A 24,879-nucleotide genomic window follows, 5' to 3' on the forward strand; every position below is an offset into this window, starting at 1 on the left:
CGGTATGCGTAAACATATTTGGCGCTTGGGGCTTACCCTACGACTATTCACGAAACATCATGAATGAATACTTTAATAAAACCGATGATTTGATTTACATCGATGCCGGTATTGAAGGAGTGTTTATTCCAGAAGATAAAACGGAGGAAGAGTGGACTCCGGAAGAAGCCTTAGACAATTTGGAAAGTGGGTATTCAGGTCAAGTCGTTGTAGGTCTTAAGAAAGCAGGAGAGGTCATTTTGCCAGCTCTCAACTCGGTTTACGCTATCGATGCGAAGGATGCTATTCCACCTTCTCACAACTGTGGACTAGAGCCATATCAACCGCAGCGAATGATTGCAAATGAAATGGCGGCTTTTCAGATATCTACTGTCCTTAACGAGTTATTTAGTTCTAATAGTATTGTCGTTCATTATAACAATTTTAACGCTCGTTTTGGCAGTTGTCGTCCAATCTATGCAGATGAAGTTTTCCCAAATTAGTTAAAAAGTGATAAAGCAATATGCACGTTGATCAATAGTATCTAGAGGGAGCCTAAAGGAGTGAATCCAGGCTACCCTCTTTTTATTAATGGAAATGTAATTAGTATGGGATTTGACGGATGAAAATAAATACGTTATGAATAATTTATCAATTAAAAATTCACTTGGATGTCAATATGGTCAAATTAGAGATACCCGCAAGAAGTGAAATATGCTAGTCTTAACTACATCTCTGTGTTATAAATTGCAGTTTATTGACGAATATCTGTAAATGTGGTAAATATATTATATTATGATTCATCGAATTTTCTCTTGTCGTTAGTGATTCGACAGAGTTGGAGTTGTACTGGAACACGACCAGTTCATAAATATTAGGGCTTATTTTGCCATGGAGACGATAGACACCTGTTTGGTGTCTTTTTGCGTTCCATGGTTTTTTTGTGCCTATAGGAGGAGATAAAGTGGATCCGGTAGATATTAGTCGTGCAGCTGAGCAGTATGTACTTACTGAGTTGCCTTCAGAAATGCTCCCGCTTCATGAATATGATGAAGTTCATGTCAATGTATCGGGTGGGGTAGATAGTGTCGCAACGGCGCTTGTAGCCCTTCACGGCTATCATATTCCAAAAGAAAAAATCAAACTTGTCCATATGCGTGTCGATGGAGATCCAGAAGATACGACTAAAAGACAATTGTTTGATTGGCCGCAGACCGATGGATACCTTCAGTACCTAAGCGAAAAACTTGATCTTCCCTTAATCGTTATATGGGGTGATTTAAGTTTAGAAGAGAGAATTCGGGACCGTAAAATGTTTCCGGACTCCAGCTGCCGTTTCTGCACTTCGTATATGAAAAGAGATGTTTATGCGAAGTGGGTTCGTCAATTCGATAATTGCAAGATCCTGTTATTGACTGGTGAACGATCTGAAGAATCTAAGGAACGATCTAAGAAACCTGTTTTCATGCTTCATTCGGCACATGCGACGAACAAAAAGAATCGCACCGTTCATTGGTTGAAACCCATTAAAGATATGCTTAAACACCAGGTGCGCCAATTAGCCGCGGATTATGGAATCGAACTACATCCCTGCTATGAGTGGGTAAGCCGCTGTTCCTGTAAATTTTGCATCTTTAATACAGCTTCGGAAATGCAGCGTACCTCACGACTATTCCCTGAGGATTGGGAGTACTTAAAGCAGATGGAGGTTGACTTAGGCCATACTTTAAAAAGCCGTAATGGAGGTTCACTTTCTCTTAGCGATTTCATCCAAGAAGACCAGCTTTCTTTAAACAGCATAATGTGGAGCGCGGAACTAGCATATATATAGCCAAGCGGGAGGAATTTTACATGAGTACATCGATATTTATAGAAAAACCTGTTCAACAAATACACCCTTCATTGATTAATCGCATGAAAAGAATCCTAGAAGAGGTTGTTATACATTCTAAGTTCCACTGCGACTTTTATAAAAAAGACTTGAAAGCAATGGAGCAATGCTCCAAATTCGCTTGGTTTGTATATGATTGTGGAACACATTTCATTCCATTAACTGAGGATGCCATACATTCTTTTGAAAATGAATGGATCTGCAGTATCGATGATTTAAAACCGAACAACCTAGCGAAGAGTACGGATCGCCTATACGTTTGTAATACGAGAACAGGTAATATGACCCGTATCCATAGTTATAAAAACGGAAATCTATTAAGCAAATTAAGCCCTAGTTCATAATATTTCGGGCTCCTAAAGAGAGATAGAAGGGAAACTCACTTCTATTTTTCAATTAGGTGGCCTGACAAGGTGTTAGCCGCCCCATTAAACACTACTAATTTTCTGAAAGGAATGATGATAATGACAGCACTTAAATTACAGATCTTATTTGAAGAGGATAAAGCAGAGGGGAATGTATCTGCCTACATTCCAGTATTTCGCCTTGGTGTTCTTGGAGATACTTTAGAAGAAGCGCGTGCTAATGCTATTGATTTAGTACAAGCCGAGCTTGAAATAGCTAAACAACAAGGTAGAGCCATCCCTAAAGACACTGCTATCATCGAGACCATTTGCTTTGATGATTTTGTAGCTCAAAAATAGAGTCTTCGATCCGAAGACGATTAAATAAAATTCTATTTGAATTTATCATTGACCAATGATATCTTTAACTCACAACATAATAATTACCATTTCAAGAGGAAACACCTCTCACAGTAACCACTGGGAGAAGTGTTTCCTCTTTTCATTTTACTTAGGGGGAATCGATTAATGAAGCAGCAATCATTAACATGTACTCATTTAGAAATTCGTGAACAAACCACACATTATTTGCAGTCCATTAATAGGTTGGTTTTAGGACAGCATGCTCAAGAAGTATCCATCATGTTACCGAAATATGGTGGTATTAAAGCACGCTTTGCAGCGTTCGCGCTATTTACAAGTACCGGTGAAAAGTACATTTTGTCAGTAGAAAATCTGATCACAGCAAAAGGAACACTTATGGCATTTGAAGGTGAATGGGATAGTGAGTTAGCATTTAAAGCTTCGTACCCATCTATTTCTGCATGCTTCCCTGGCTTATCTCAAAGTACTTATCGCGGTTTATTAGTTGAGCTGCTTGCAATCATGTATAGAGTCCTCACTATATTTGACTCCCAGGATACCGATGATAACTCTGCAGCTGGAATTAACGGTCGCATGACTGTAGATTGTTATGAAGTTCTTACAGATGTAGAGTGGATCGAGGATATGATGCATGAATATGATAGAGAATCGATCACTTAAAACGAATGGATACTCTCCTGCAGCCGTTACATTAATATGTATGAAAAAGAACACTCGAGTCAATAAATAGCACTTAAGCCGCTTCAAAATCAAGCCATTATAAACACCCTGCACAACATGTCTGAGTGGTTGTTTAAGGCATTCGACGATTAACTCAAACGACAAGCAACAATAGATATTGGAGCGGCTTAGGGTCGCTCCAGATTGGTTATCTACGGCATTAGTATGGTCTGCCGCTACATGCTCACATAGCCAGAATGAAAAGCAGTTAATTATTTCAAAATGTTGATAAGCAAACGTATGTTCGTGTATAATAGAAACAAACGTTCCCATTCGGAGGCGCTCTTTATGCAAATACAGATTGGCCAGAGAATTGAAATCGTGTATCAGGATAAAAGCGGGAAGATTACGCAACGAATAATAGATGTGAACGGTATTCGTAACGGCCGAATACGTGCCACTTGTTTGAGGAACGGTGCACCAAGAGTGTTTTTATACAATAATATCCTGGCGTGGCAACCGGTTAATAAAGGAGGAGCAATAGCATGAGTGAATTTACCAAAAGAATCATGGGAACTTCTGCAACCTTTACTATATTTAATGAGCTTCTAAAGTTCCCATGGACTATCCGAAGAATATCAGCTGATGGGAAGCTCCTTGAGCCTATCTCAGCCACCCACAGATATGTTGTAAGGCTAGAGCCCAGAGGATCGTATGAACGTAAAGATAACGTTTTAAGTGCCTTAAGGATGCTTCGGCATGCTTAGCGACACTGCTCGTAAGTTACTTATGATTATGAGGCATTCTTCGGTCCATCATACTCATATGCCAACTCTTCAAGAACTAGAGATCAAAAGCGGGCGCACTGCCGATAAGATTTATAAGGCATTTAAAGAACTAGTCGATGAAGATTATATCGAATGGGATCCACACTCCGCCTTAGAGAGTGCCGTAATCATTGAAGGTTGGGAACGTCCTGATCCGAGATTCAAAACCTCTCAGACATCTACAAACGAGGTAGGGTGGGGATTGGATGGAGGTAATATCGAATACTGGACTAAGTATTAGGAGGATGCAATAGTGAGAAAAAAACTAGAAGGAAATGGTCTTTGGGAGAGTAGCCGAATGATCATGCCTGAACTCGGACAACGCATAATTGCAGATCATCAAAATCAAGATATTCGCTACAAACCCGAGCTTGATCCACAAGCATGGGATGAAATCCATCAAGTGGTGGCTAAGTCAATTGAGGATCATAGTGCGATTACATTAACTATGTTCGACCCTGCTGAGAATATAGTGATCGAAGGAATTGCTACAAAGATCGATAAAGATTTGAATCAAATCAAAATGAGATGGCCAAACGATGACTATGATTGGATCAAAATAGATAATATCATTAGTGCTAATGTATAGCAGATATATTATTAATAAAATGAATGATTCTGATACCTATAACTTGATTATCTAATAATATTTTCGAAAGATAATAGTATAACAATGTATATTTTAATAGATGAATGCTTATATTATTATATGAATAGGGATAAAACTGCTAGAAAGAAACCTGTACTCTTTATGAGTGCAGGTTTCTTTCTGTAGCTATACAATTTTTCTTGTTATTAGAAAATGAAAATTCGTAAGATATCAGGACAAGGATAATTCGCACGAATCGGCTTGAGAGAATTTGACATCACAGAAATAACATGGCATACTAATTAAAGTCAAAGAAAGTCAAAGTCAAAGTCGGTATCAAATTCCATGAGAGGGGCCAACCACATGGCTATGTTTCCAGGAAATCGTGATTTATCTGAACAAGAGATTCAAGCTTTAACCAAGCGGATTGAAGATCAAGAAAATGCAACCAACATTCGCTACATCGGGCCTTCAGCAGCTTCCTATAAGTTCCAGGGAATTGTCGACAATAAAGAGCTCACTTTCAGCGTGGATAACGAGTCGTTCTTCATCATTACCGAAGAGGACTGATGTGTTAAAATTAATTGGGTGAACCCGGTATTAAAGAATTCATTCGAATAATCAAAGACCAGATTAGAGATGTTGTCATTTTTGAGCGAATAAAGCAGCTGATTGGTAGAGACTTATAGGTCCACCGAATAAAGGGAGAGATTATAACCAATGAAAGACATATTTTCATACAATAAAGATATTGAAAAGAACGCTTTTATGAATTGGCGAACACAACATTACGACCATATCCACAATATGATTGTTATTGCAGAAGGATTTAGTGATTCAGCTTTATTATTAGTAAAAGAAATCTTAGAAGATAATAGTGACAAAAGAGCTGATAATTTAATTTTCCCAATTCTATTCAATGTGAACCACAGTATTGAAGTGTATTTAAAAGCAATCTGTTGGACGCAAAATCAATTATTGGATAAGAACGATACGTTTGACGGGAATCATAATTTACAAGAGCTATTTAAAAAAGTAGTAGATTTAGGAAACGAACTGAATAGCTCGAATGACATAGCAGTATTTCATGAGATGCTAAGTGACCTAAAGGCATATATTAATGAACTTTATGGAAAAATCGAACGAACAGTGATAGACAAAAAAGGAAAAAATAAAACCCTTCACGATATTACATTTTGTCGTTACACGTTAAACAATGATTTAGAACCACAATTCTATATTAATACATTCGATAATGTAGTAGTGGATTTAGAAAACTTTTATACAGTATTCCAAGGTATTTTTGATAGCCTTGATTCGCTATCAACACACTATTTAAGTTTGCTTGATGGTAAGCAAGAAGCTGAATATGAATCACGCCAAATCCAAGCAGAAATTGCATCTGAACCTCGTGGTGAATAGTGAATATAATCAATCACCTAGTTCTTGGTTGTAATAATAAAGGACGCTATTCCACTAACGGGACACGTTAGCTCAATAAAACAGCGGCAGTCTAGGACTTCTCGTCAACGGCTATCGCTGTTTTTATAGTAAGGGCCAGTCTAATACTTATTTTACGAGATCTGCCGATTTTATAATTTGATAACCCACGTGGGATCAGCATATCCAGTCTAATATTTATTTTCTTTCTACATATTCACTCACCGTCACAGGCACGTCGGCAGCAAAGACTGGCTTTATTTTGGAGCCCAGAAGTGTGATCTACAGCTGCTCGATCCGACTGCCGGCGTCAGCGTGTCGTGTCCGAAGCAAAGCTGATTTATCCGGGAGTACCAGGAGCGAGATTTCTTTAGAGTCCTTGATATATAAGGGCTCTTTTTAATGCAACCACATTTGCATCACACATTTGTAAGTATGCAATCGGGTTTGCTTCACAAAGACACTCTATGTTGTTGAAAAGAATTAAATATATACGAGATCTTTCTCCAATTGTGGGATATGCAACTGGGTATTTGCTTCAACGTACAAAAAAAGATAAGTATTTATGATCTAATTGATATTATCATTTAGACATTTACACATAATCCGTATTTTGTGCATATGTCCAGACGACTTATTAGTATGCCCTTCCTACATAAATATATACATGTTGATGGACAAGAACATAGTCCCTTGTAGGACAAGAACTTGGTCCCATTGCCGACTAAGCCTCTCTTGACCATAAAAAAACAACTCATTAATGAGTTGTTTTTAATAATCATTATAGTCGTTACCTGAATTCATCTAATACGTAAAGAACGGATTACAAGCTCCAATTCCCAATATATAAGACTGTACTTTTGTCGAAAAGTCCTATAAATTGGAAATCGCTGTATACCTACTACGCTTTCAAAACACCTCATCTATCGTAACTTCAGTTCCTGCAGCTACTAGTTCCTTACTGGCTTGTGCAGCAACCATCTCCTCTAACTGAGCAATGCTTGTCCATTCAAGCGCACCTTCAGGCGGAACTTTACTATGATCTAGAAGAGCATCCAGCAGTTGTTCCACCTTTTCGAATCGTTGCTCATTGTTTTGCAAATGAATAATTGCATTGTAGGGTTTCTCACTACTTACTTCCTCCCCAAAATACGCTTTCTCAAAATTCCCCAGTGAGGCTAGTAGCCGAACACTTGAAGTATGCGGTCGATCCTGTATCGCTGCATATATTTTTTCGTTATGTGCCCATGCCGGATTTTTTATCGTTTTTCCTTTTCTAAGGGTTGTTGGTGTATCACTATCATGCAGGACAGAATAACGAGAACCGAAATGATTTAGTATTTTGACTAATGAAATAATGGTAGCTTTTCCTCTTGCTCTAATAATATGCACATCCTTATATATTCCCGGCTTAGTTGCCATGATGTGCTTAAACGCCGTATATTCCGTGTCCCCTTCTACGATAATGCAGCGTCCCCCAAAGAAGAATTCGGCAACATAAGGGTCGAAGATGTTCATAAGCTTTAAAAGGGAGCGGTCTTCATCATCTAATTTGACTCTCTCCGGACGAAATACCGTTGTTCCGGAAATTTGTCCATTAATCTGTTCTACTCGAATAATGGTTGTGTTATCGCGAGAGACGTCAATAAAAGCAGGAGAGTGTGTTGTTACAATCACTTGCCAGTTTCCCGTATTCGGTAAATCGTATAATACCCGGCAAGCCTCTCTTACGGCGTTTGGATGAAGGCATAGCTCCGGCTCGTCCAAAAGAAGGACATGAGGCCTATTCTCCTCACCTTCTATTGCTTCTTTTTTCGCCCCTTTCTTTCCCCCTTTATTCACATTCGTCTCTGCAATCATTCGTAAGGCACTCCATAATAAAGTACGTCTTGCACCACTTCCTTGACGATCCAGTGTGGTTAAATGACCATTTTCACCATGTCCCATTTTTAGTTGTGCGTTATTGACTTTTTGAAATAGATTAAGGTCACTCTCCGCTTCCTCTTCTGCCCGAGGATCAAATTTAACAACGTATCCGGGGAAAACTTCACTGAGTAGCTGCGAGACCTGTAGTTCAATTTTTTCGATATGCCCGATCGATTCATTGATTACTTGCTGTCTTAATGTTGCGATCGTACGAAGCAAATGTTTGTATTGAGATTCCCCAGCTTCTTCTTGAACATCTTTTACTCTCTCTTTTATGACATTGCTTAGCAGTTTGACGATGACATCCGCTTGTACTTTAGGATCTGAAAAAGCATCAACTCGATGTGGCTTAGGTCGATTATAGTTGGCGACATTGGGTGCACCCCATGGAACCGCATCTTCAGCCCAAATGTTTTTTTCAACATCGAAGCCTTGACGCTTGGGTGCACCTGGAGTAGCCCACGTCCATCTCTCCTTGACTACCTTCTCTTGGGTAAGTGAATCCGTATGTATCCATCTCGCTCCAGGAGCATGATCCTGAACAACCGTATGAAGCTCGATCATGGGGAGAGACTCGTGATGTACAACACCACCTGGAAAGTCATCCTGCAGCAGAATTGCTTCATTGGAGCCCTCGGACATCGCTACCTCATAGGCCCGAAGAATGGAGCTTTTGCCAACATTGTTTGGCCCTACTAAAACGACAATCTTATCCAGTTCAATTGTGACCGGATGATTGCCTATTCCGCGAAAATTCTGAATGATCAATTGCTTCAGTCGAGGACGCCCTTGATTCAAGGATTCTATCGTACGCTGCTGCTCGCTCATTTCTATTCCCCCCATACATTCGTTCTTCACCTCAACAGTAAACTACCTAATTATGGATTTCAATCTTTTTGTAGATCGATCTTCCATTCCCTTCAATGATCATTACAGCCACAAATGGCGGCATGAAAAAAAGGGACTATTTCCCTCTTAGGAACAATCCCTTCATTAACACGATGCTTATTAAATCCTAGTTAAGGATAAAACTCTCTCAGTATATCGCGCATTTCCTGGTTGATATTGATATCCGGACGATTCTTTGGCCAACGCTTCGGCCTCATCCACCGTAGAAGCTAGAGGAGCCTGCGTTCACGATACGAACAAGGTGGTTTTTACTGAGCGCCCGGCCGGTCAACTCCCACCGCTTTTCCTAGTCTCCCCACGCCGACTGCGCCAGGAATTCATACAATATTTGCTTTTGATACTTACTTTATAGTTGATTATCAAATCGACAATGGGACCAAGTTCTTGTCCAAAGAAAAGGACAAGAACTTGGTCCCTTAAAACAGAAAACCCGCGCTGGGCGAGGGCTCTTATGGGACTATGTTCTTGTCTACCGAAATAACATGCTACTTTATAAAGGAACTCTCGTAATTAAGTAGTTCATAAATTTTTTAAATAGTACAACAGGCCCATTTGGGAGCTAACTCCGACCGGGCCTGTTTTTCATCAGCTTCTGGTAGACGCGATGAACAGTCTATATCTATTGGACCGGCTTCACCGGCGAACTGAGTAGCCCAACTGCACAACGATTCTACAGCTCGTGCGCCTTGTCTTATAGATACACTAAGGCTGGGTTGCTATCCTTCCCCAATGGTATACCCGAGACAAAGACAATTTGTCTTAGGGAGTTATGAGAACGCGCTTCGTATCCTTGTAGCGATTGCGGAGCATGGCCGTCTTCAAATTTAACCCCAAAGAATTACCCACCTCTTCAATCAAGCCCCAACTCTGAGCATGATCGGCACCGTCTAGGTAATCCAAAAAGGGAGTCCTGAATACGCGACTAGCAACCATTCCCAACCCCTCGCACTTGAAAAGGTAGTTAAACTTCGTCAAAGATCCAGTATCTAAATCATATCCAGCAAACACAGGGGCGTTTCGTTCTCCATCCAATGTCAGCTGAATTGAAAGGTCAAATACCTTTCCATCAATCTCTACCCATGAATGATCAAAATACATTCCATTTGGACGTTGTACTTCACCGATGCATAGCTCTGACGAGATGCCTTGTTCGGTGAACAGCACATACATGATGGACGAAATAAGATGACACCCTCCGGGACTCGGATTTTTCTTGAAATCGTCGTTCAGTAAGAAGAACGTTTTATGGATCGCGACACTCTGTGAATTACTGAATTCAACATCTCCCGCGACTTCACTCCACGTTTTTCCACTGTTCTTTAAGTGGCACTGCTTGTACTTCTTCCCGCTTCCGCACGGACAAGGATCATTTCTTCCAATTGTGGACATGTACATTCCCCTCCCCAGCCAGCTTACAATACCGGCTCGATGGTCTCTTCGTAAATGGCTTTCGGATATTTCCCGTTCAACTTGAAACCGAGAATAACTGATTCATTCAATTATTCGAGAAAGTCAGCAAAGATTGTCTCTAATTTCTCTTTTATCACATCAATAATCTCATCTAGATCCTCAACATCCTCTTTTGTTTGATAGCTTTCCGGAAACGAGTCGAAATCGGCTTGGCATTGGGAAATAGCTCGTTTGACCAACGCGTTAAACTCTGATTGACGACTCTGGGATAATTTGCTGTAGGTTTCGAATGCCTCTTCAACTAGTGTATCCCAATCCAAATCCAATCGTTCAGCATTGACGATTCTGTAAATTTCAGTGATCGTGAACATATTAATCTCCTCCTTGAGTAAGCTGTGTGCTCATACTAGCAGAGATACATGAAGGAGACAATCCCACCAGCTGGACCATAATATATAATTGAATTTATTTATTTTTGTCCATTATAATGTACATATTGGACGATTTGGAGGTATTAATTGTTTATGAATGAAAATAATAACAAAGAAATTTTCCGAGAAATTGAAAGTCTAAAATCATCTCAAATACGCGTCAAGTCTCTAGAATACATTCTTTCTTTTTATAAAGATCTTCTAAATCATATACGTACCTTTGGGGATGTGTTCGAAAGTTACAAAGAAGACTTTGAGAATCATAAGGTTGAATACCAGGAGGATATTGAAGAGATATTTAAGCGCAACGGTATTGAGGATCATAACTTAATTCTGGTACTCTCTCGAGCTGAGGAGAAGATGTTACTGTTAATCGAATGCATCCAATTCATTACGCAAAGTATTACCGGTGCCATTCGACCTAAGCGTAAGGGTGTTCAGGATACACATAAAATCACGAAAGCTCGCCTTCTTGAAACCATTAAACTTCTCGAACAATATGTGCTTTCCATTCAAGAGAGTTCGTCGCAATTCCTTTCTACACCATTTATCGAGACTCAACGGCTTCGTACTCTGTTTATGCTTGATGCCATGCATCAGTTACTTGAATTAACAGCAGCTGAACCCAGATTTTATCCTTTTCTATTTGAGCCAAAAACGGTTCTTATGCTAGAGGAGAGCAGCTCCTCTGCTAAGAAATTTTCCATTGTGAAACTTCAAAAAAAACGCTATACCGATTTGAAACAATATGATTTTCGCTTCAAATTCATGGAACGCTTCCTACTTAGTTTGGAAAAAGTGATGCGAAAAGAATATTAATACTTACCAGTGACCGGCTGCCGTCTTCGTTTGGAACGTCTGGTAAAGACCACCAAGTCCCCGCGGATAGCCGATAATAAAGAAAAGGAGCATCTGGCCCGCCCCCCCTTGGCGGCGGTCGCCACCTACCGCCCTTCCCTGTTACCTCGCACCGGCTACGCCTGACTTTCTTCCTTTACTGCCGGTACGTGCTACCCGGGCGGTGATTAATCGGTGCCACGGATGCCGTCTTCGTCCGGAACGTCCGGCGAAGTCCGGCGAGTCCGACGGAAACCGCCGCGTCTGCTGCTGTAAAAAGGGGCTGTTCCGCCTTTCCAACCCAGCTGTGCCCAGATTTCCGCCCGACCTAAAGTTGCTGGGGTGCACAAAAGGCTGAGAACCTTATTCGGATTCTCAGCCTTCTATTATATCAGTACATAATTCTTACTCCCCTTTTTTTGATGTTTAATATGAAGTAGAGTCATAATTTCTGAGGTAATTGAACTAAAAAAAGACAACGTGTCCCATTTCCAAACGGCAATGTATATCCTGAAATTTATGGTGATTTGAAGGTTAAGGAAAACTGAAGAGTTCGAATTCTGAGAACTTTAGTTCCAACTTAGGGATACATAAGGAGAAATAGAGGTCCGGCTAGTTTATAGTAGAGAACAATTGATCAAACTCTCTCTTTTTCCTCCGTGACAACTCAATTTCTACATCGTTATATGCAAGTTTTATAATATAAGTACCCATCGACTTTTCACTGACATATACAGATTTAATATAATTAAGATTAATAAGATTAGAAGGGTTTGATAAGAAAATCTGTTTTGAACATTGCTTTAAAATATCTGTTAATGTTGTGGTTGTTTCGATCCCTGATTTGAACTCCCCCTCTATAAATACTAGTGACTTGTGTCCCCCCTTCAATTTATGTGCATAAATAAGATTATTCTCATTTATGTATATTTTTTTGTATAGGGATATAATTTTAATGATTCTGCCTGGAGTGGATTTCGAGATCAGTAAGTCTCTTTTCACTAGTTCCCTTGCTTTATTAACCGCGTCAACTAATTGTTCATATCTTATTGGTTTGTTCAGAATATCTAAACAATTCAATTTAAATCCGGTCAATAATAGCTCCGAATTCATATTACTAGTTATCAATATTAAGTAGGGCTTAATTCCTCTATCCAATAAAATTTGGTATGCTGATAGGCCGTCAATCCCATTTAAACTAAGATTTAAGAATAAGATATCTGGTTCATATTTCTCACATTCATCAATAAGCCATTCCCCAGATGCCACCTTACTAACTACTTCAATACCTAAATCATGAGCATAACGTGCTAACTTTTCTCGGTCCAACGGCTTATTTTCAGCGACAATTGCCGTTAATTGCATATTCATTTCGCATACACCTTTCTTTTTCTTTCATATATCGTTATATTTCGACATTAAATTTACCATCTACACCTAAATTAAAACCGTTTAGGTATTTTCTCTCACAGTCACAATATTTAAGATATAATCGTACTATAAATAGTACAGTTTCATATGCCTAGGGAGGATACATCATGTCAGAAGGTTTCACTTTGTTAATCGAGGAAGATTATGCCGAAAATAACTTTTCAATTTATGTTCCAGAACTTCGTCTCAGCGCTGTAGGTGACACGGAAGAAGAAGTACTGCTCTGTGCTAAAGAGCTAATTGAAATCTCTCTAGCGAGCAATCCGTCCCTGAATTTATATGCAACTAAGGTTTTGCGTATGGAAATTCCAAGATTCACGAATTCCTTCATTTCAACAGCAATTTAACACATTGCAAAAACCGTTCCCGGCCGCCAGCTTATTAGGGTACGGTTTTTTTGCGTTCATCCGTTTAATCAAATCACTTCAAGAAAACTCAAGGTTTTATATCAGTAATTCATTTCACAAACTTATTAAGTAACAATAATGCGTTTAATATGTTATAATTCGCTCGAACATCTTTACCCCTTTTTATGGTAGGAGGGTATTATGGCATTATCCCGTGGGATGTGCCTGTTGCGCCCTATTCGTCTTTCAAAAGGATTGACTCAAGATCAATTATGTATCTTGGTATTCGAAAAGACGGGTATTTCTATGTCACGAGTTATGATCTCTCAGTTTGAAAATACAAAACGACCAATGTCACCAGAACAAATGAGAGCCATTTGTCTAGTCATGGGATGTACTGAAGCAGATCTGTACGAATGGCCACTATGAAGCAGCAGGCCGGAGTAGAATTACTACTCCCCCAGGTGGAATAGTTAACAATGTCGTTAACCTTTGTGTTGTCAATAATTATATATCGGCAATCCTAACTGTATTACTTAGCAGCTTCCAGTACCATATTAACCCGTTTAGCACCTAGCAATAAGCATTCAGTCATATGTTTGCTGTTGGCTCATCAACCTAAATAAATATATTTAAACCATCATACCCATATGGCGCCAGATACGACTAAGCTCCATAGCAATAATCATACTGTAAGAAGAAAATAAAGTGTTAGACTCGGAAAATAAAGTTATAGACTGAGAAAATAGAGTATTAGACTCGATACTTCAGCCCGCGTTCCCAGTTCTCTCCGGACGCGCCGGGCGCTGTAGATTGGTATTCGGTCCGGCGACCAGATTTCAGATAATTCCTGATTTGTTCATGTCGGACGATATGTGCGGACAGCATCTCTCGTGCGGGGTGTCCCGAACGTGCAGTCTACTACTTTATTTTCTTCGAACACATACTAGATTCTTTTCGGCAATTATATATATATTGATCGAACGTCTACATATTGTCTATTCCGTTGCAAAGTACCCTTTAATATCCTCCTAAATTCGAGCGAGTGATCTTACCAAGCATTCCCCACATAAAAAAACAGCGGAAGTTAAGGACTTTAATTTCACGTCCAACTCCTACTGTTTTTGATTAGAGTGTATTATCCTCTTCCCATCAGTCCCTAACCCTCTTGAATCAGGAACAAGACAAACCGTACCCCATATAATCCCAATCTATTTTACGCTTCTTAATTCCGAGATTTGCTCTCGTAGGTCTGATACCTTATCACGCAGTTCAGTCTCTTTATCCATCATTTTACGTTGCGTCTCCAATATGGCACGCTCTTTATCAATTTCAGCGTTTAACTGCAGCTTTTCAATCTCGCGTATAAAGTTCTGTTCCTTCTTTTCAGCCTCATCCTTAATCTTTTGTAACTCTCTCTTCATCTCTTGCATTTCCTCATGATATTGCTTAGCTTTCAAAGCAAGTTCTTCGTTAGCAGCTGCCTTGATGTTCGCATTTTCGGCCATTTCCTGAGCAAGAACTACCAACTTAGCGGATTGATCTTTAGATTCTCGTGATTCCTTAACTAGCAGTTCCATTTGATGAAGTTCTTTTTCGGCCGTTTCCCTGGACAGAGCCGCTTCACCTTTAATACGACTAACTTCTAAATCCTTTTGCTCGTTCACTCTCCGGAATTCTTCCTCTCCATCTGCGATCCTTTTATCTGCAGATAGAATGATTTCATTGATCTTTCGATTCGCTTCATCCTGTACTTTCTCTAGTTCTTCTTTTGTTTCGAACAATCGAGCTTTGAGCTCCTCCACTTCTAGCCTTCTATTAGTAATTGCATCTTGAGAGACTTCTTCTTGATCCCTCATTGTCAAATACATTTCAGTATAGATACCAATAATACGTGAGGCAAATTGGTTAATATCATCTAACCTCGGAATCGAACGACCATTATCTTGTTCCCTTTTTACTTTTTCTAACTGAAGTAGATAGGATATTGCTTCCTTTTGGCTTGCACCGTCTCCTATTTTTTTAGCTATCTCATTAATTTCATCTTTTTGTTCTTCTGCAACTCTAACTGTTGTATCCGCCATTGTATACCCAAACCTCCCATTAAATTAGTGTATGCGTATGTATAATTATATCCAGGTTGTATACATTCAGTTATTATGAAAGCCATCCCTTAAAAGGATGGCTATACTTATATGATTAAAGTAAATTCTTCATATTAATTATATAGATAATTTCATATCATTCCAAGTATTAAGTATATAATATTTCTTTAAACCATCGTATTAATTCTGGACAATTGTCAAAAAGTAAATAAAGTATTAGACACTGAAAAATAAAGTTGTTTGATTCGGTTCGTCGATCGAAAGCCGGTCTATATAAGGTGTAAAAAAACTCCGGTGGCCTTATGCAGGTGACCGGAGTTCCATATTAGCTTTTGGTATTTTGTCTCATCCATGTACAGCAGGTTCCAGCGCTGACCGTTCATTGTGACTTATGTGATCGCAAAACAATTACTGCCATAACTACTAGAAATATCGCTGCTAATATACCTAAGATCTGCATAAAAAATGGCCATGTACTAAACTCCATGATATTAAAAGCTTCCATAGATAAACATTCCTATTCAGATAGTTTATAGTGTTTCGTAAAGCACTTGCATGTTCATGACAAACTGCGCTTAGTTTCCAGTAGCATCAAAAATGTTCCAGTTAAATAAAACTTCATCCCGAGCAAGATCCTCCTTTTCATCACATGAGACTTTCATGAAACGTATACCTTCATCTTTAAAATAAATTAAGTAAGGGTGTTCTCCAACTTCATCTAATACTACGTATCCCAAAAATCCAAGCCAAATATTATCAATATACGGATGTACCCAATTGTAGAATGATTTTATCTCGTTTCGATCTCGGAAGACTGATCTAACGCATAATTCCCAACAATCGAACCTGGGATGTTTTTCAAAAAAAGAAAATTCTCCTCTTATATTTGTATCATCGGAAAATGATCGCAGCATCGTATCCCAATTTTCGGTTGAAAATATTTGATAGTTAGGTAATGTGGCAGGCTCTTCTCCCTTACCAGTCATATATTTAATTATCTCAATTACTTCATTTGGTGTATCAACTTTCAACTTAAATCGCGTGTTTAATTCAGCAAAGTCACCCATTCCCCTGCTCCCTTCGATTAGATATTATTGGACTGCTTCTGCTTCAACTATTAGAAAAACGTTATTTTCAGACCCTCAACTTTTGCAGATTCTCAATTGCTTTGGCTGTTACAACTTAATTATAGCTACTTGGTATCCTTGCTTCTTACATTATTTGAGTCCACAGCTCCGCAACTACGAACAGGACATTAACACTCCAATTCTTTTTCGAAATTAACTATTCCTTTGTATTACCATACTGATCCTGATCATCATAAGAGTAAATTGGTCCTTCCCAGTAATATTCACAATCGTCACACTCACGCACTACATACCAACATTCCAAATCTTCATCCCAAAAACGTTCTTCACTCTTATCCACACAACTACAATCATTCTGCAACTATCTATCCCCTTTTCATCAAATCTTCGTACTGTGCATCAAGCCTAAGATACTTATTCGAAAAAAGTGTGTACAAAGTTATCTGTTATGATATAATAAAGATAACAAAGATATCTATTAAGAGGAGCTGTTGGAAATGGAAAAATTCGTAATCAATTATCACACTGGCGTAACTGAGGAAGTTAATGTGTATGACTTGAATGAAGCTAAAGAAATTGCTAAAGATGGCATTGCGTATACTCAACAAAACGTTACTATAGAATACCCAGATGGTAATGTAATCACTACCTCGTACTGGTATGGCGTACATCCACAAGAAGAAGATAATGTTCTTGAAGTCATTGGCGGTGGATTTTACCAAACTTGGAGTGATGAATTGGGGGAGTAATTCCCCCTCTTGTTGGAATAAAAGAATTTTCGGAAATACTTGGATGGGATAAGGCAAGATTAAGTACCAAGTATTCCCGACAACGAGAGGGCAAGAAAGTAAGACCTTTGTTGCCTGAAGCTGTTCAAGTTCTCGCATCGGGTCCTATCTGGACATTAAAACAAGCACAGAATTATAAGAAAATGGTCGATGGAAAGTCTACTGAAAAGTAGGCTTTTTTTGTTTCACAGTATGCGTCTTATATTCCTCTAATCTATATTGTGCATCTTTCAGACGTAAAGCTGTGAGAACCTCAGCATTTCTTCATTTCCAAGATAGCTGAGCAAGATATTTTGACGTTGATTATTCTTCCATACTGCAATTTTAGACCACTTAACATTACTTGTGACTCTTTTAAGATCTACGATAGTGTGAATTACTCTAATAAGTCCATGTTGTTCTGAATGCACCAAGAAAGTAGTTATCTCCATAAATCAGATCCCCTCCTATAATTAGAATGGAAATAATTTTTCAAGATCAGTATTAGATTTTTCTGCGTAACTAACTAAAGCAGCTGAAAAATCATTAGATGTAAATGCTTTTAAATCCTCAGTTGTCCCATCTTCAATAATACCTGAAGCTTTTTCCATTAGAAAAGCTAACTCTTTAGTATCCTGGTCACTGTACAATGGATCCACTATTTTATTTATTCGTATTTGAACATAATCTTTTGATAAATCACCGTTAGCGTAATCTACGATCATTTCTCTGAATTCTAAAATATGATAATTGTTTAATATCGTTGTAAACATAGCTTTCTGCAACTTCATTGTTTTTTTTAAGTAATACTGATCTACAACGCTTTGTGTAACTGCTCCTACTATTAATGCAACCACAGATGCGATGATAATATTTTTTGTGTGTTTATTCATTCTCATCAGTCCTCTACTTGTGTATTAGTTCTTCTTCATTCAGCTGGTGGTATTTCTGTTATTATCGTTCGACCTATTCAATAAATCGAATCAAGTCAACATCATCAGGAAACTCTAGTAATTCCAACCCAGAAATCAGAAGCATCACAAGTTTCATCAACTTTTAGAGTTGCAGCAATGATACTCTCTGCAGAGCCGCTCCAGGAAAAATCTTTATACTGCAGCTCAACTTCATCATCTTTTATTGAACAAGTTATATAGTTTTCTAATTTAATCCTGCTTAATTCAAAAGTAATAACTTCTAAAGCAATGTGAATAGATTCTTCTTTCATTTGGACTAACTCTTGTCTCAATGACCTCAATTTAGTTAGATCAAACGTGACCCCTCGTTTCGTGGGTAAAGCATAATACATAGGATTGTGGCCAACCTCACGACTTAGTGTATTAACTATCGGATTATCGCCAATATCTCCTGCCATACGATATTCAGGATTGCTTACTAGTAAATCGGATACAAGTTCATCCAGCAAACTGATCAGATATATGTTGTATGAAACTCTTATTTGTATCACACGCCTTCTCCCCATTCATAATTATTAAAATGATCTTCGAGCCATTCTTGGATAGTCATCCCTTTTTCAGACGCTCGTTTTAATATCAAGGATTTCCGACTTTCCTGAAGGTAGAATGTTATCGGTGAAAAGCACGTGTTAATGACTGTATCTTCCCCTTCAGATATGATTTCTCCGGATCTAATATACAATTTAAGCTTATCTATGAAGTCTGGATACGTTAAAAGAGAAATACCTTTCAACACACATTTTTTCACTTCCACTACTAGAGAAGCTTCTTCTTTTGAAATACGCATATTAGTAGGCCCTACATGTTGATAGAATTGCTCAATTATCGTGTAAATCATGGAGTCTAAAAAAGTTGGAATGGGAAAATTGAAACAAGCATACCCATACGCGCTATTAGTTTCCTTACGTTCTAATTGAATAAGCGGCTTCCATGTAGCGATCGCTTCCTCATATGAAATTCCCTTTCCACCTTCGTCTATCATTTTAGCCTTTATTTTGATAGGACTTATCCGCTCCATTTCCATAATTCGAGCGATCCTACCGTTTTCTTTGTTTAAGTAGGGCTGGAACAAGAATGCACCTGTTTTTTTATCATAAAGGGTATTAGACTTTACGTTAGAGGGTTTACTCTGTTCATACTCTAGAAGATCCTCTTCCTTTATAAAGAATGTATTCTTTCCTCGAAAATATGCTTCGTAATACGACAGCTCACCGTTTCTCATCAGATTTTGAAGAAAAGTTTTGGATCTACCTATACGTGCAGCTGCTTGAGTTGTAGTGAGATCTTTACTTATATATAAAGGTTTTATCCGCTCCACATCTTCTTTGCGAAAACGGTAACCTCCTTCGCCCCGATAAGACTCTGGATTAACCGGTTCAAGCTTCTTTAATGGATCAAGATGATCAATTAATTTATATACAGTGGACAAGGTTACTTTAAGTTCTTCGGCCACTTGATTGATATTTAAATATTCTCCCATTAATTCGACTCCTCTTCTCTTATTGCATATCTTATACTTACAAATTCCATCTGAAGAAGAGAGCAGCGATCTAGGACACCTTCAAACGCCAATCTCACGTTACAGCTGATGGGTTAATATTTGTATTTCTGCCTAAGCGTTTTAATATTATTGGAATTGGGTTCATTATACTAATCCAGCTTCTTCGTTCAATAGTACTGCATCTGGGAACATCATCTTGTACATTTCAAATTCTTCGGCATACTCTGGAAGTAACAGTACTAGATTGTTATTCTCTATCAACACATGAACTGCTTTTTTTGCCAGTTCTATTGTCTCTTCAGAATCTGCTAGAAATAATGCAGAAATTCCAACTACTCCTTTTCGAGTGCGATGATATGCACCATCATTCCAAAGGTCTACTCCTTGATTCCTGATAGGTCCGTCATACCAATACAATACATGGCTTGGCTTTTTAACGGTACTCAGTCCGTGTATGTATGCCTGCTTTGCGAAGTTATTTAAAAATTTGTCACGATTCTTAAAATTGGTTTTTACTGGATTAACAATAGCAAAAAAAGATGAAGTGGTGATGATTTGGTCTCCAAATCTCAACGGTTTACCCTGTTTCCTAAATATCTTTCTATACACTCAGCACACTTCCATTTCATATTGAATTGGTTACAAATTTCTTTGTTTATGCCACTTTCCATAATGAGACCCTGACCAAGAAAGTGAATGCAGCTCCACGGGGAAATTCGATAGACTAATATTTTCACGAAGTTCAAAATGATTGAAAATATCTTTAACTACAAGATCTGTTGTTCGGTTTTTTGAAAATATATCACTACTAATCGCAGAGCTCACCAGAGAAAATTCGTTCATCTTAGCACTACGTGAAAATCGTTGATCTGATGAGAAAAGATTGCCCTCATGATTCATAAAATCAAACTTTATATTTATTTGATGATCTAACAGTAGCTCTTCTTCTATTCTCCAGCGCAAAAGAATTTCTAATTCTTCAGGAAAAGTTTCTTTACTAGTAATAATCGGATAAAATCCAAAAGAACTCTTCTTACGACCCTTTTTTAAACCTGCAGCATAATAACTTTTGTTTGGAAAAGGGCTTGATATCACAAGGTTTTCAGGAGTGTCTATACCTTGTATTTCCAACGTTACTTTCTTTCCTTGCAACTCACAAGGTACATATAGTTTAGGTGCTAAATGGAACATATAATAGTTGTTCGGGACGTCCGGTACGCCTGCAAATTCATTTAACAAGTGTGAATGATAATCCCTAGATATACGACCTCTAGTATCAACTTCTTGTATGAAATTAGAATAAACCTTATCTAAGGTATAATTATTTTTGTATAGCTTCATTACAGTAATTATCGGTGGGGCTGGAGATTTTGCTTTTTCAAAGAGTCTATTAACCTCTATAGCGAATGATTTATATTGCTCTGAGAATCCATCTGTCCAATATACAGCAAGCTCTAACAGTCCCTCTTCAGTCATGGTGAATATACGTTGATCATCTTGCCATCCTATAATAGTGAGATACCCTTTTTGTAGAGCCTCTTCGATCAGGTCGGAAACTCGTTTGTTCTTCTTATCTTTGAAGATGTTAAGCCCTTGAGAATAGATTTCTTTATTACTCTTGTCTCTTCTTTCTCGTTTCGCACGTTCTAAAATCGTCTGGATAATAAATGATTCCGTTAATTTAAAACCGAATGGATGTAGGTTAGATAGAAAATAGAGCATTGTACTAGTCTCACGTTCCATTTTTAACACCTCTCTAAATATAGATGGTAAAGTCCTTCTTTTTACTTACTAAAAAACTCGTCTTGTTTGCTGACTCATCGAAACGTAATACTGATTTTTACAATCATTCTAGGCGCTGCTAGCTTCAGGTTGAATAACGCCATCCAACATATCAAGATTCATCTGATAATAAACTGAGAGGGCTAGGGAACGGTCAAACCAAAAATCCAGAACTCTCTTAAGCGGATAACCTACAAAAGAATGCTCTTTGCGATCGATCCGGATATCAAGATCTAATAAATCATCCCCTGTATATGGCCCCCAGGATGCTCCAGGTACATTTCGTACAAAGACTTCACCAAGATAAACACCATAGCTAATTATCGTTGATAACATTGGTTCATTTCCTATTGGATATACTCTATTAATCTCAGTTTCAATTACTTTGAGACTTTCCGGTTTGAAATCGCAAACAACACCCAATGATAACTCTATTGCTGAAACTAGGAGCGGCATAGGTTCCAAACACCCTTTACTATCCATTAAGATTCTCTCCATTCTCTTTATGTAATACAGACTTTCTCCTCTGCAGATATGCCTCTATCCACCAAACAGATCCAATCACATAAATTGGGATTACAATGAGTATGGTGATGATTGTAAAGAACACACCTTCAAAATGGAGATCTTTCTCAGTACTAGGTGGATCAAAGACTAAAAACATTACGTAAATGAGAGAACCAACAGAAAAACTGATTCCAACGTTTCTATATGACTTTTTAAATGCAGTTAAGATCAATAGCACCTGAATCAATAAAATAAGGATTAGCAGTTTAGGTTCTCCTCTCAATTATTTCGATTCTTTATCTAATATATATAATACTATATTAGTATATTAATTAAATAGTTTATCGCCATTTTCATTAAATATACTTTTAGATTTTACTAATATAATTATAAAAATTCGATTATATTAGTTAATCGAAAAGAATAGACCATTATTTTAGGTTGTAGATTAATTTTAGATTTCTTATATAATTATGTTATCGAAAAATATATTCCTGTCATTTTTTTCAACTTTACTATTGGAGTGAGACATAGATGAATAGCTTAAGCACCGAATATCAAATTTTAACTTCTAATGGTAATCATTTGAATAATATTGATTCTTCCTCTACTCGCGACTTACTTCTGGATGAATCTTCCTATTCCAGACTCATGTCCTATGCCTCTCAGCGTGAAGATGAAAATGGAAACTATGATTATGAAAAAATATCTAATTATGGAATACTTTATCTCTTTGTTCATCTAAAGGGTACAAATCGCAATCAAAATACTAAAAAGGATTATATTAGAGAAATCCTTAACCTTCTGTCATATAGTGCTGCTATTGGAAAATCAGATATTCGTAATTTGTCCCGCTCCGATATTGAGAACTTTCAGGATTTGATGGAACGTAAATATGAGAAGACTACAACTCGAGCAAAGAAACTAGGAATTGTTCAAAGTTTCTTGGATTGGTGTTACGAGGAAGAGTACATAAGCAAAAAGTTATCTCGGGGCCTAACTACTGTTAAAATAAATAAAGAAGAAATCCCAATGCGTGAATTTGATGATGAAGTTCTGAAGAACGCTATAATGTATTACAATGATCAGCCGAAAGTAAAGTCCCTTCTACTATTGTTAGCGACAACCGGATTACGTTTAAACGAGGTTAGAGTTCCAGTCTGGGGAGCTTTGTCTTTTGATAGTAAGCGGGAACGCTACTATCTTAGGACACTTACTAAGCGTGGAAAGATTAGATATGCAAACATTAAGGATTACGTTTTAGAAGAATTAATAGAGTACCGAAAACGACTTGGACTTAACAGCGAACTTGATCCAACAGATCAAACTCCTTTTTATCCGAACAGATATGGTAAGCATTATTCATTAAGCAGCTTGTCATCTTCATTATCGAAAAAAATGGACGAGGCTTCCCTTACTACAACTCTTAATCAGCGAGCGACTCCCCACTACCTACGTCATTTTTTCGCTCAAACAGCTTATGCAGCAGGAGCACCTATAAGCCACATTGCGGAGACACTTGGACATACACTCGATCGTACTACTAAGGTCAATTATCTCCGAAATTCACTTAAGAAGGAGCATGATGTAAGTGAAGTTGTAGATATTCATTTGCCGAAGATGTGATGCGTTGTACGCTATAATATGTGTCCAAAAAAATAAAATTTTGGACAGGAACATAAGTTTTTAACTGGTGATATTCCATTAAGCTAACGGGCGGTTTACATAAATGCAGATTTTTCATCAGTATATAAATATACCAGGTCATATCTACCAAAACCCTGAAAGGAGAGTTCAAATGATGAAAAGTCGATGGATGATGAGAGGGTGCTGTATCAACCTTTTACTTATTTCATCGGTAGAAGGGCTTCAATGGGATTAAACTTTATTGGGTTTAAAACGAGTTAAAGTGATTTAAAATGATCTCGAATGGAAAAAGCGAATCTATTAACAGTTATCCGAAAAATAATAAAAGGAGATGTATAATTGAGCAATGAATAGCCATCCGTTGTTTTTAGAGTTAATGAAATTGAAGACATTGAAATGCAAAACATTATCGGACTTTATATCGACAGGTGAAACAAAAGAAACTATGCGATATAAGATGGTTCTTGATGAGGCAACTAAAAAACGTAAACGTGAAGAATATGGCGAACCTACTAAAACTTTAAAAAGAACCCATGCTAAAAAACCTACCACTGAATCTGGTATATATGCATTTTGGTGGACGGGAGACCAATCATTATTATTAGAAGCGAATGGGTTTTATCCTGAGTTGCGATTTAAGAATAGTAAAAGTGAACTGGTTCCGATGAATGTATATACCTTCTGGGAAAGTATGCAAGTTGATATTTATAGCAAAGCACCTATTCCACTTTACATCGGAAAGGCAGAAAATATTTACAAACGATATAAACAACATTTGATGTTGGACACTCATCGTCTGTTGCCAGTTGGAATGGAAGCGATTAAAGAACATGAAAAATCAGATGGCCGAAAGTACAGTACAAGCGTTCAACTGCGTGATCGGATAGACCGAGTGTTTCCTATGGTAGAAGATACACTCGGACTTATACTAAATAACGTGGGCTATTCTTATGTTGAAGTGGAAAATACATATCAGCGTGCAAGCTTAGAATATATGGCAATTGGGTATTATAGGAGCGTATTCAACATCGATATTGAGCGATAACACCATTCCACTTTGACATCTGAAAATCCATAACCGACTATCTTATAATTTAGAAACC

The 24,879-nt window shown here is 37.9% G+C and carries 30 protein-coding genes and 1 pseudogene; 17 read left to right on the plus strand and 14 right to left on the minus strand.

Features of this window, described 5'->3' with window-relative positions; translation table 11 throughout:
• Nucleotides 1–59 precede the first annotated feature (59 nt).
• The 11 genes from ACDZ28_RS00570 (at nt 60) to ACDZ28_RS00620 (ending at nt 6,096) form a co-directional block, all read left to right on the plus strand.
• Entirely contained in the window at nt 60–482 is a 423-nt protein-coding gene (locus ACDZ28_RS00570) for a hypothetical protein (protein WP_375102329.1), read from the plus strand.
• A gap of 461 nt (nt 483–943) precedes the next feature.
• A complete protein-coding gene (locus ACDZ28_RS00575; RefSeq protein WP_375102330.1) occupies nt 944–1,810 on the plus strand; it encodes a phosphoadenosine phosphosulfate reductase family protein in 867 nt (288 codons plus the stop codon).
• Nucleotides 1,811–1,830: 20 nt separating this feature from the next.
• Nucleotides 1,831–2,214: a hypothetical protein gene (locus tag ACDZ28_RS00580; protein WP_076179517.1), complete on the plus strand. Its 384-nt coding sequence runs from the start codon at nt 1,831–1,833 to the stop codon at nt 2,212–2,214.
• A gap of 120 nt (nt 2,215–2,334) precedes the next feature.
• On the plus strand, nt 2,335–2,574 hold the full coding sequence (locus ACDZ28_RS00585) for a type II toxin-antitoxin system HicB family antitoxin (protein ID WP_375102331.1): 240 nt from the start codon (nt 2,335–2,337) through the stop codon (nt 2,572–2,574).
• A gap of 168 nt (nt 2,575–2,742) precedes the next feature.
• Nucleotides 2,743–3,258 carry a hypothetical protein gene (locus ACDZ28_RS00590; RefSeq protein WP_375102332.1) on the plus strand — a complete coding sequence of 172 codons (516 nt, stop codon included), beginning with the start codon at nt 2,743–2,745 and terminating at the stop codon, nt 3,256–3,258.
• 348 nt (nt 3,259–3,606) lie between these two features.
• The gene (locus tag ACDZ28_RS00595) at nt 3,607–3,807 is read left to right on the plus strand and encodes a hypothetical protein (RefSeq protein ID WP_375102333.1); all 201 of its coding nucleotides are present in this window, start codon (nt 3,607–3,609) and stop codon (nt 3,805–3,807) included.
• The gene (locus tag ACDZ28_RS00600) at nt 3,804–4,025 is read left to right on the plus strand and encodes a hypothetical protein (protein ID WP_375102334.1); all 222 of its coding nucleotides are present in this window, start codon (nt 3,804–3,806) and stop codon (nt 4,023–4,025) included. The genes ACDZ28_RS00595 and ACDZ28_RS00600 overlap by 4 nt, the downstream gene beginning before the upstream one ends.
• A 58-nt stretch (nt 4,026–4,083) precedes the next feature.
• Nucleotides 4,084–4,326 (plus strand): hypothetical protein, encoded by a 243-nt coding sequence (locus tag ACDZ28_RS00605; RefSeq protein WP_375102335.1) that lies wholly within the window; start codon nt 4,084–4,086, stop codon nt 4,324–4,326.
• A gap of 12 nt (nt 4,327–4,338) precedes the next feature.
• The gene (locus ACDZ28_RS00610; RefSeq protein ID WP_375102336.1) at nt 4,339–4,674 is read left to right on the plus strand and encodes a YolD-like family protein; all 336 of its coding nucleotides are present in this window, start codon (nt 4,339–4,341) and stop codon (nt 4,672–4,674) included.
• Between the two features lie 363 nt (nt 4,675–5,037).
• Nucleotides 5,038–5,244: a hypothetical protein gene (locus ACDZ28_RS00615; protein WP_375102337.1), complete on the plus strand. Its 207-nt coding sequence runs from the start codon at nt 5,038–5,040 to the stop codon at nt 5,242–5,244.
• Nucleotides 5,245–5,394: 150 nt separating this feature from the next.
• Nucleotides 5,395–6,096 (plus strand): hypothetical protein, encoded by a 702-nt coding sequence (locus ACDZ28_RS00620; protein WP_375102338.1) that lies wholly within the window; start codon nt 5,395–5,397, stop codon nt 6,094–6,096.
• Between the two features lie 927 nt (nt 6,097–7,023).
• Here ACDZ28_RS00620 and ACDZ28_RS00625 read toward each other — a convergent pair.
• The 3 genes and pseudogenes from ACDZ28_RS00625 to ACDZ28_RS00635 form a co-directional block, all read right to left on the minus strand.
• Nucleotides 7,024–8,868, minus strand: a complete 1,845-nt coding sequence (locus ACDZ28_RS00625) for an ATP-dependent endonuclease (RefSeq protein ID WP_375102339.1) — start codon at nt 8,866–8,868, stop codon at nt 7,024–7,026.
• Between the two features lie 1,392 nt (nt 8,869–10,260).
• Nucleotides 10,261–10,332, minus strand: a pseudogene (locus tag ACDZ28_RS00630) (SEC-C metal-binding domain-containing protein); the annotation flags it as partial.
• A 116-nt stretch (nt 10,333–10,448) separates the two neighbouring features.
• Nucleotides 10,449–10,730: a hypothetical protein gene (locus ACDZ28_RS00635; protein ID WP_375102340.1), complete on the minus strand. Its 282-nt coding sequence runs from the start codon at nt 10,728–10,730 to the stop codon at nt 10,449–10,451.
• Between the two features lie 153 nt (nt 10,731–10,883).
• Here ACDZ28_RS00635 and ACDZ28_RS00640 point away from each other — a divergent pair, with 153 nt between their 5' ends.
• On the plus strand, nt 10,884–11,609 hold the full coding sequence (locus tag ACDZ28_RS00640) for a hypothetical protein (protein ID WP_375102341.1): 726 nt from the start codon (nt 10,884–10,886) through the stop codon (nt 11,607–11,609).
• Nucleotides 11,610–11,815: 206 nt separating this feature from the next.
• On the opposite strand, the gene ACDZ28_RS00645 is transcribed toward ACDZ28_RS00640, so the two are convergent.
• Both ACDZ28_RS00645 and ACDZ28_RS00650 read right to left on the minus strand, forming a co-directional pair.
• The gene (locus ACDZ28_RS00645; protein WP_375102342.1) at nt 11,816–11,977 is read right to left on the minus strand and encodes a hypothetical protein; all 162 of its coding nucleotides are present in this window, start codon (nt 11,975–11,977) and stop codon (nt 11,816–11,818) included.
• Between the two features lie 262 nt (nt 11,978–12,239).
• Nucleotides 12,240–12,998 carry a LytR/AlgR family response regulator transcription factor gene (locus ACDZ28_RS00650; RefSeq protein WP_375102343.1) on the minus strand — a complete coding sequence of 253 codons (759 nt, stop codon included), beginning with the start codon at nt 12,996–12,998 and terminating at the stop codon, nt 12,240–12,242.
• Between the two features lie 167 nt (nt 12,999–13,165).
• On the opposite strand from ACDZ28_RS00650, the gene ACDZ28_RS00655 reads away from it, so the two are divergent.
• Nucleotides 13,166–13,405, plus strand: a complete 240-nt coding sequence (locus ACDZ28_RS00655; protein WP_375102344.1) for a type II toxin-antitoxin system HicB family antitoxin — start codon at nt 13,166–13,168, stop codon at nt 13,403–13,405.
• A 219-nt stretch (nt 13,406–13,624) separates the two neighbouring features.
• Complete coding sequence (locus tag ACDZ28_RS00660; RefSeq protein WP_375102352.1) at nt 13,625–13,834, plus strand: helix-turn-helix domain-containing protein; 210 nt, start codon at nt 13,625–13,627, stop codon at nt 13,832–13,834.
• Between the two features lie 782 nt (nt 13,835–14,616).
• Here ACDZ28_RS00660 and ACDZ28_RS00665 read toward each other — a convergent pair.
• The 3 genes from ACDZ28_RS00665 to ACDZ28_RS00675 form a co-directional block, all read right to left on the minus strand.
• Nucleotides 14,617–15,489, minus strand: coding sequence for a hypothetical protein (locus ACDZ28_RS00665; RefSeq protein ID WP_375102345.1), 873 nt, complete (start codon nt 15,487–15,489; stop codon nt 14,617–14,619).
• Nucleotides 15,490–16,085: 596 nt separating this feature from the next.
• Nucleotides 16,086–16,577 (minus strand): hypothetical protein, encoded by a 492-nt coding sequence (locus ACDZ28_RS00670; protein ID WP_375102346.1) that lies wholly within the window; start codon nt 16,575–16,577, stop codon nt 16,086–16,088.
• A gap of 217 nt (nt 16,578–16,794) precedes the next feature.
• Nucleotides 16,795–16,959 carry a hypothetical protein gene (locus ACDZ28_RS00675; protein WP_375102347.1) on the minus strand — a complete coding sequence of 55 codons (165 nt, stop codon included), beginning with the start codon at nt 16,957–16,959 and terminating at the stop codon, nt 16,795–16,797.
• 136 nt (nt 16,960–17,095) lie between these two features.
• On the opposite strand from ACDZ28_RS00675, the gene ACDZ28_RS00680 reads away from it, so the two are divergent.
• A complete protein-coding gene (locus ACDZ28_RS00680) occupies nt 17,096–17,347 on the plus strand; it encodes a hypothetical protein (protein ID WP_375102348.1) in 252 nt (83 codons plus the stop codon).
• A gap of 491 nt (nt 17,348–17,838) precedes the next feature.
• On the opposite strand, the gene ACDZ28_RS00685 is transcribed toward ACDZ28_RS00680, so the two are convergent.
• From ACDZ28_RS00685 to ACDZ28_RS00710, 6 genes are all read right to left on the minus strand, one after another.
• The gene (locus ACDZ28_RS00685; protein WP_375102349.1) at nt 17,839–18,258 is read right to left on the minus strand and encodes a hypothetical protein; all 420 of its coding nucleotides are present in this window, start codon (nt 18,256–18,258) and stop codon (nt 17,839–17,841) included.
• A 104-nt stretch (nt 18,259–18,362) separates the two neighbouring features.
• Nucleotides 18,363–18,830, minus strand: coding sequence for a hypothetical protein (locus ACDZ28_RS00690; protein WP_375102350.1), 468 nt, complete (start codon nt 18,828–18,830; stop codon nt 18,363–18,365).
• The gene (locus ACDZ28_RS00695) at nt 18,827–19,819 is read right to left on the minus strand and encodes a helix-turn-helix domain-containing protein (protein ID WP_375102351.1); all 993 of its coding nucleotides are present in this window, start codon (nt 19,817–19,819) and stop codon (nt 18,827–18,829) included. Before ACDZ28_RS00695 ends, ACDZ28_RS00690 begins: the two co-directional genes overlap by 4 nt.
• Before the next feature lie 165 nt (nt 19,820–19,984).
• Nucleotides 19,985–20,449 carry a hypothetical protein gene (locus tag ACDZ28_RS00700; RefSeq protein ID WP_375102231.1) on the minus strand — a complete coding sequence of 155 codons (465 nt, stop codon included), beginning with the start codon at nt 20,447–20,449 and terminating at the stop codon, nt 19,985–19,987.
• 30 nt (nt 20,450–20,479) lie between these two features.
• Nucleotides 20,480–21,583, minus strand: a complete 1,104-nt coding sequence (locus tag ACDZ28_RS00705; protein ID WP_375102232.1) for a DUF6012 family protein — start codon at nt 21,581–21,583, stop codon at nt 20,480–20,482.
• Between the two features lie 108 nt (nt 21,584–21,691).
• Nucleotides 21,692–22,105 (minus strand): hypothetical protein, encoded by a 414-nt coding sequence (locus tag ACDZ28_RS00710; protein WP_076315918.1) that lies wholly within the window; start codon nt 22,103–22,105, stop codon nt 21,692–21,694.
• A gap of 558 nt (nt 22,106–22,663) precedes the next feature.
• Here ACDZ28_RS00710 and ACDZ28_RS00715 point away from each other — a divergent pair.
• Entirely contained in the window at nt 22,664–23,755 is a 1,092-nt protein-coding gene (locus ACDZ28_RS00715) for a tyrosine-type recombinase/integrase (protein ID WP_375102233.1), read from the plus strand.
• A gap of 367 nt (nt 23,756–24,122) precedes the next feature.
• Nucleotides 24,123–24,821 carry a hypothetical protein gene (locus ACDZ28_RS00720; protein ID WP_375102234.1) on the plus strand — a complete coding sequence of 233 codons (699 nt, stop codon included), beginning with the start codon at nt 24,123–24,125 and terminating at the stop codon, nt 24,819–24,821.
• Nucleotides 24,822–24,879 lie beyond the last annotated feature (58 nt).

Source organism: Paenibacillus sp. RS8 (assembly GCF_041956825.1).
In the GTDB taxonomy this organism is placed as follows: domain Bacteria; phylum Bacillota; class Bacilli; order Paenibacillales; family Paenibacillaceae; genus Paenibacillus_AQ.

What these genes read in the sequence shown, in the direction of transcription:
- ACDZ28_RS00670 (WP_375102346.1), bottom strand. Translation starts at nt 16,577, where the DNA reads ATGGGTGACTTTGCTGAATTAAACACGCGATTTAAGTTGAAAGTTGAT.
- ACDZ28_RS00705 (WP_375102232.1), bottom strand. Translation starts at nt 21,583, where the DNA reads ATGGAACGTGAGACTAGTACAATGCTCTATTTTCTATCTAACCTACAT.
- ACDZ28_RS00585 (WP_375102331.1), top strand. Translation starts at nt 2,335, where the DNA reads ATGACAGCACTTAAATTACAGATCTTATTTGAAGAGGATAAAGCAGAG.
- ACDZ28_RS00625 (WP_375102339.1), bottom strand. Translation starts at nt 8,868, where the DNA reads ATGAGCGAGCAGCAGCGTACGATAGAATCCTTGAATCAAGGGCGTCCT.
- ACDZ28_RS00685 (WP_375102349.1), bottom strand. Translation starts at nt 18,258, where the DNA reads ATGAATAAACACACAAAAAATATTATCATCGCATCTGTGGTTGCATTA.
- ACDZ28_RS00600 (WP_375102334.1), top strand. Translation starts at nt 3,804, where the DNA reads ATGAGTGAATTTACCAAAAGAATCATGGGAACTTCTGCAACCTTTACT.
- ACDZ28_RS00650 (WP_375102343.1), bottom strand. Translation starts at nt 12,998, where the DNA reads ATGAATATGCAATTAACGGCAATTGTCGCTGAAAATAAGCCGTTGGAC.
- ACDZ28_RS00570 (WP_375102329.1), top strand. Translation starts at nt 60, where the DNA reads ATGAATGAATACTTTAATAAAACCGATGATTTGATTTACATCGATGCC.
- ACDZ28_RS00605 (WP_375102335.1), top strand. Translation starts at nt 4,084, where the DNA reads ATGCCAACTCTTCAAGAACTAGAGATCAAAAGCGGGCGCACTGCCGAT.
- ACDZ28_RS00720 (WP_375102234.1), top strand. Translation starts at nt 24,123, where the DNA reads ATGAATAGCCATCCGTTGTTTTTAGAGTTAATGAAATTGAAGACATTG.
- ACDZ28_RS00615 (WP_375102337.1), top strand. Translation starts at nt 5,038, where the DNA reads ATGGCTATGTTTCCAGGAAATCGTGATTTATCTGAACAAGAGATTCAA.
- ACDZ28_RS00710 (WP_076315918.1), bottom strand. Translation starts at nt 22,105, where the DNA reads ATGGATAGTAAAGGGTGTTTGGAACCTATGCCGCTCCTAGTTTCAGCA.
- ACDZ28_RS00695 (WP_375102351.1), bottom strand. Translation starts at nt 19,819, where the DNA reads ATGGGAGAATATTTAAATATCAATCAAGTGGCCGAAGAACTTAAAGTA.
- ACDZ28_RS00590 (WP_375102332.1), top strand. Translation starts at nt 2,743, where the DNA reads ATGAAGCAGCAATCATTAACATGTACTCATTTAGAAATTCGTGAACAA.
- ACDZ28_RS00595 (WP_375102333.1), top strand. Translation starts at nt 3,607, where the DNA reads ATGCAAATACAGATTGGCCAGAGAATTGAAATCGTGTATCAGGATAAA.
- ACDZ28_RS00580 (WP_076179517.1), top strand. Translation starts at nt 1,831, where the DNA reads ATGAGTACATCGATATTTATAGAAAAACCTGTTCAACAAATACACCCT.
- ACDZ28_RS00715 (WP_375102233.1), top strand. Translation starts at nt 22,664, where the DNA reads ATGAATAGCTTAAGCACCGAATATCAAATTTTAACTTCTAATGGTAAT.
- ACDZ28_RS00620 (WP_375102338.1), top strand. Translation starts at nt 5,395, where the DNA reads ATGAAAGACATATTTTCATACAATAAAGATATTGAAAAGAACGCTTTT.
- ACDZ28_RS00655 (WP_375102344.1), top strand. Translation starts at nt 13,166, where the DNA reads ATGTCAGAAGGTTTCACTTTGTTAATCGAGGAAGATTATGCCGAAAAT.
- ACDZ28_RS00660 (WP_375102352.1), top strand. Translation starts at nt 13,625, where the DNA reads ATGTGCCTGTTGCGCCCTATTCGTCTTTCAAAAGGATTGACTCAAGAT.
- ACDZ28_RS00665 (WP_375102345.1), bottom strand. Translation starts at nt 15,489, where the DNA reads ATGGCGGATACAACAGTTAGAGTTGCAGAAGAACAAAAAGATGAAATT.
- ACDZ28_RS00680 (WP_375102348.1), top strand. Translation starts at nt 17,096, where the DNA reads ATGGAAAAATTCGTAATCAATTATCACACTGGCGTAACTGAGGAAGTT.
- ACDZ28_RS00640 (WP_375102341.1), top strand. Translation starts at nt 10,884, where the DNA reads ATGAATGAAAATAATAACAAAGAAATTTTCCGAGAAATTGAAAGTCTA.
- ACDZ28_RS00635 (WP_375102340.1), bottom strand. Translation starts at nt 10,730, where the DNA reads ATGTTCACGATCACTGAAATTTACAGAATCGTCAATGCTGAACGATTG.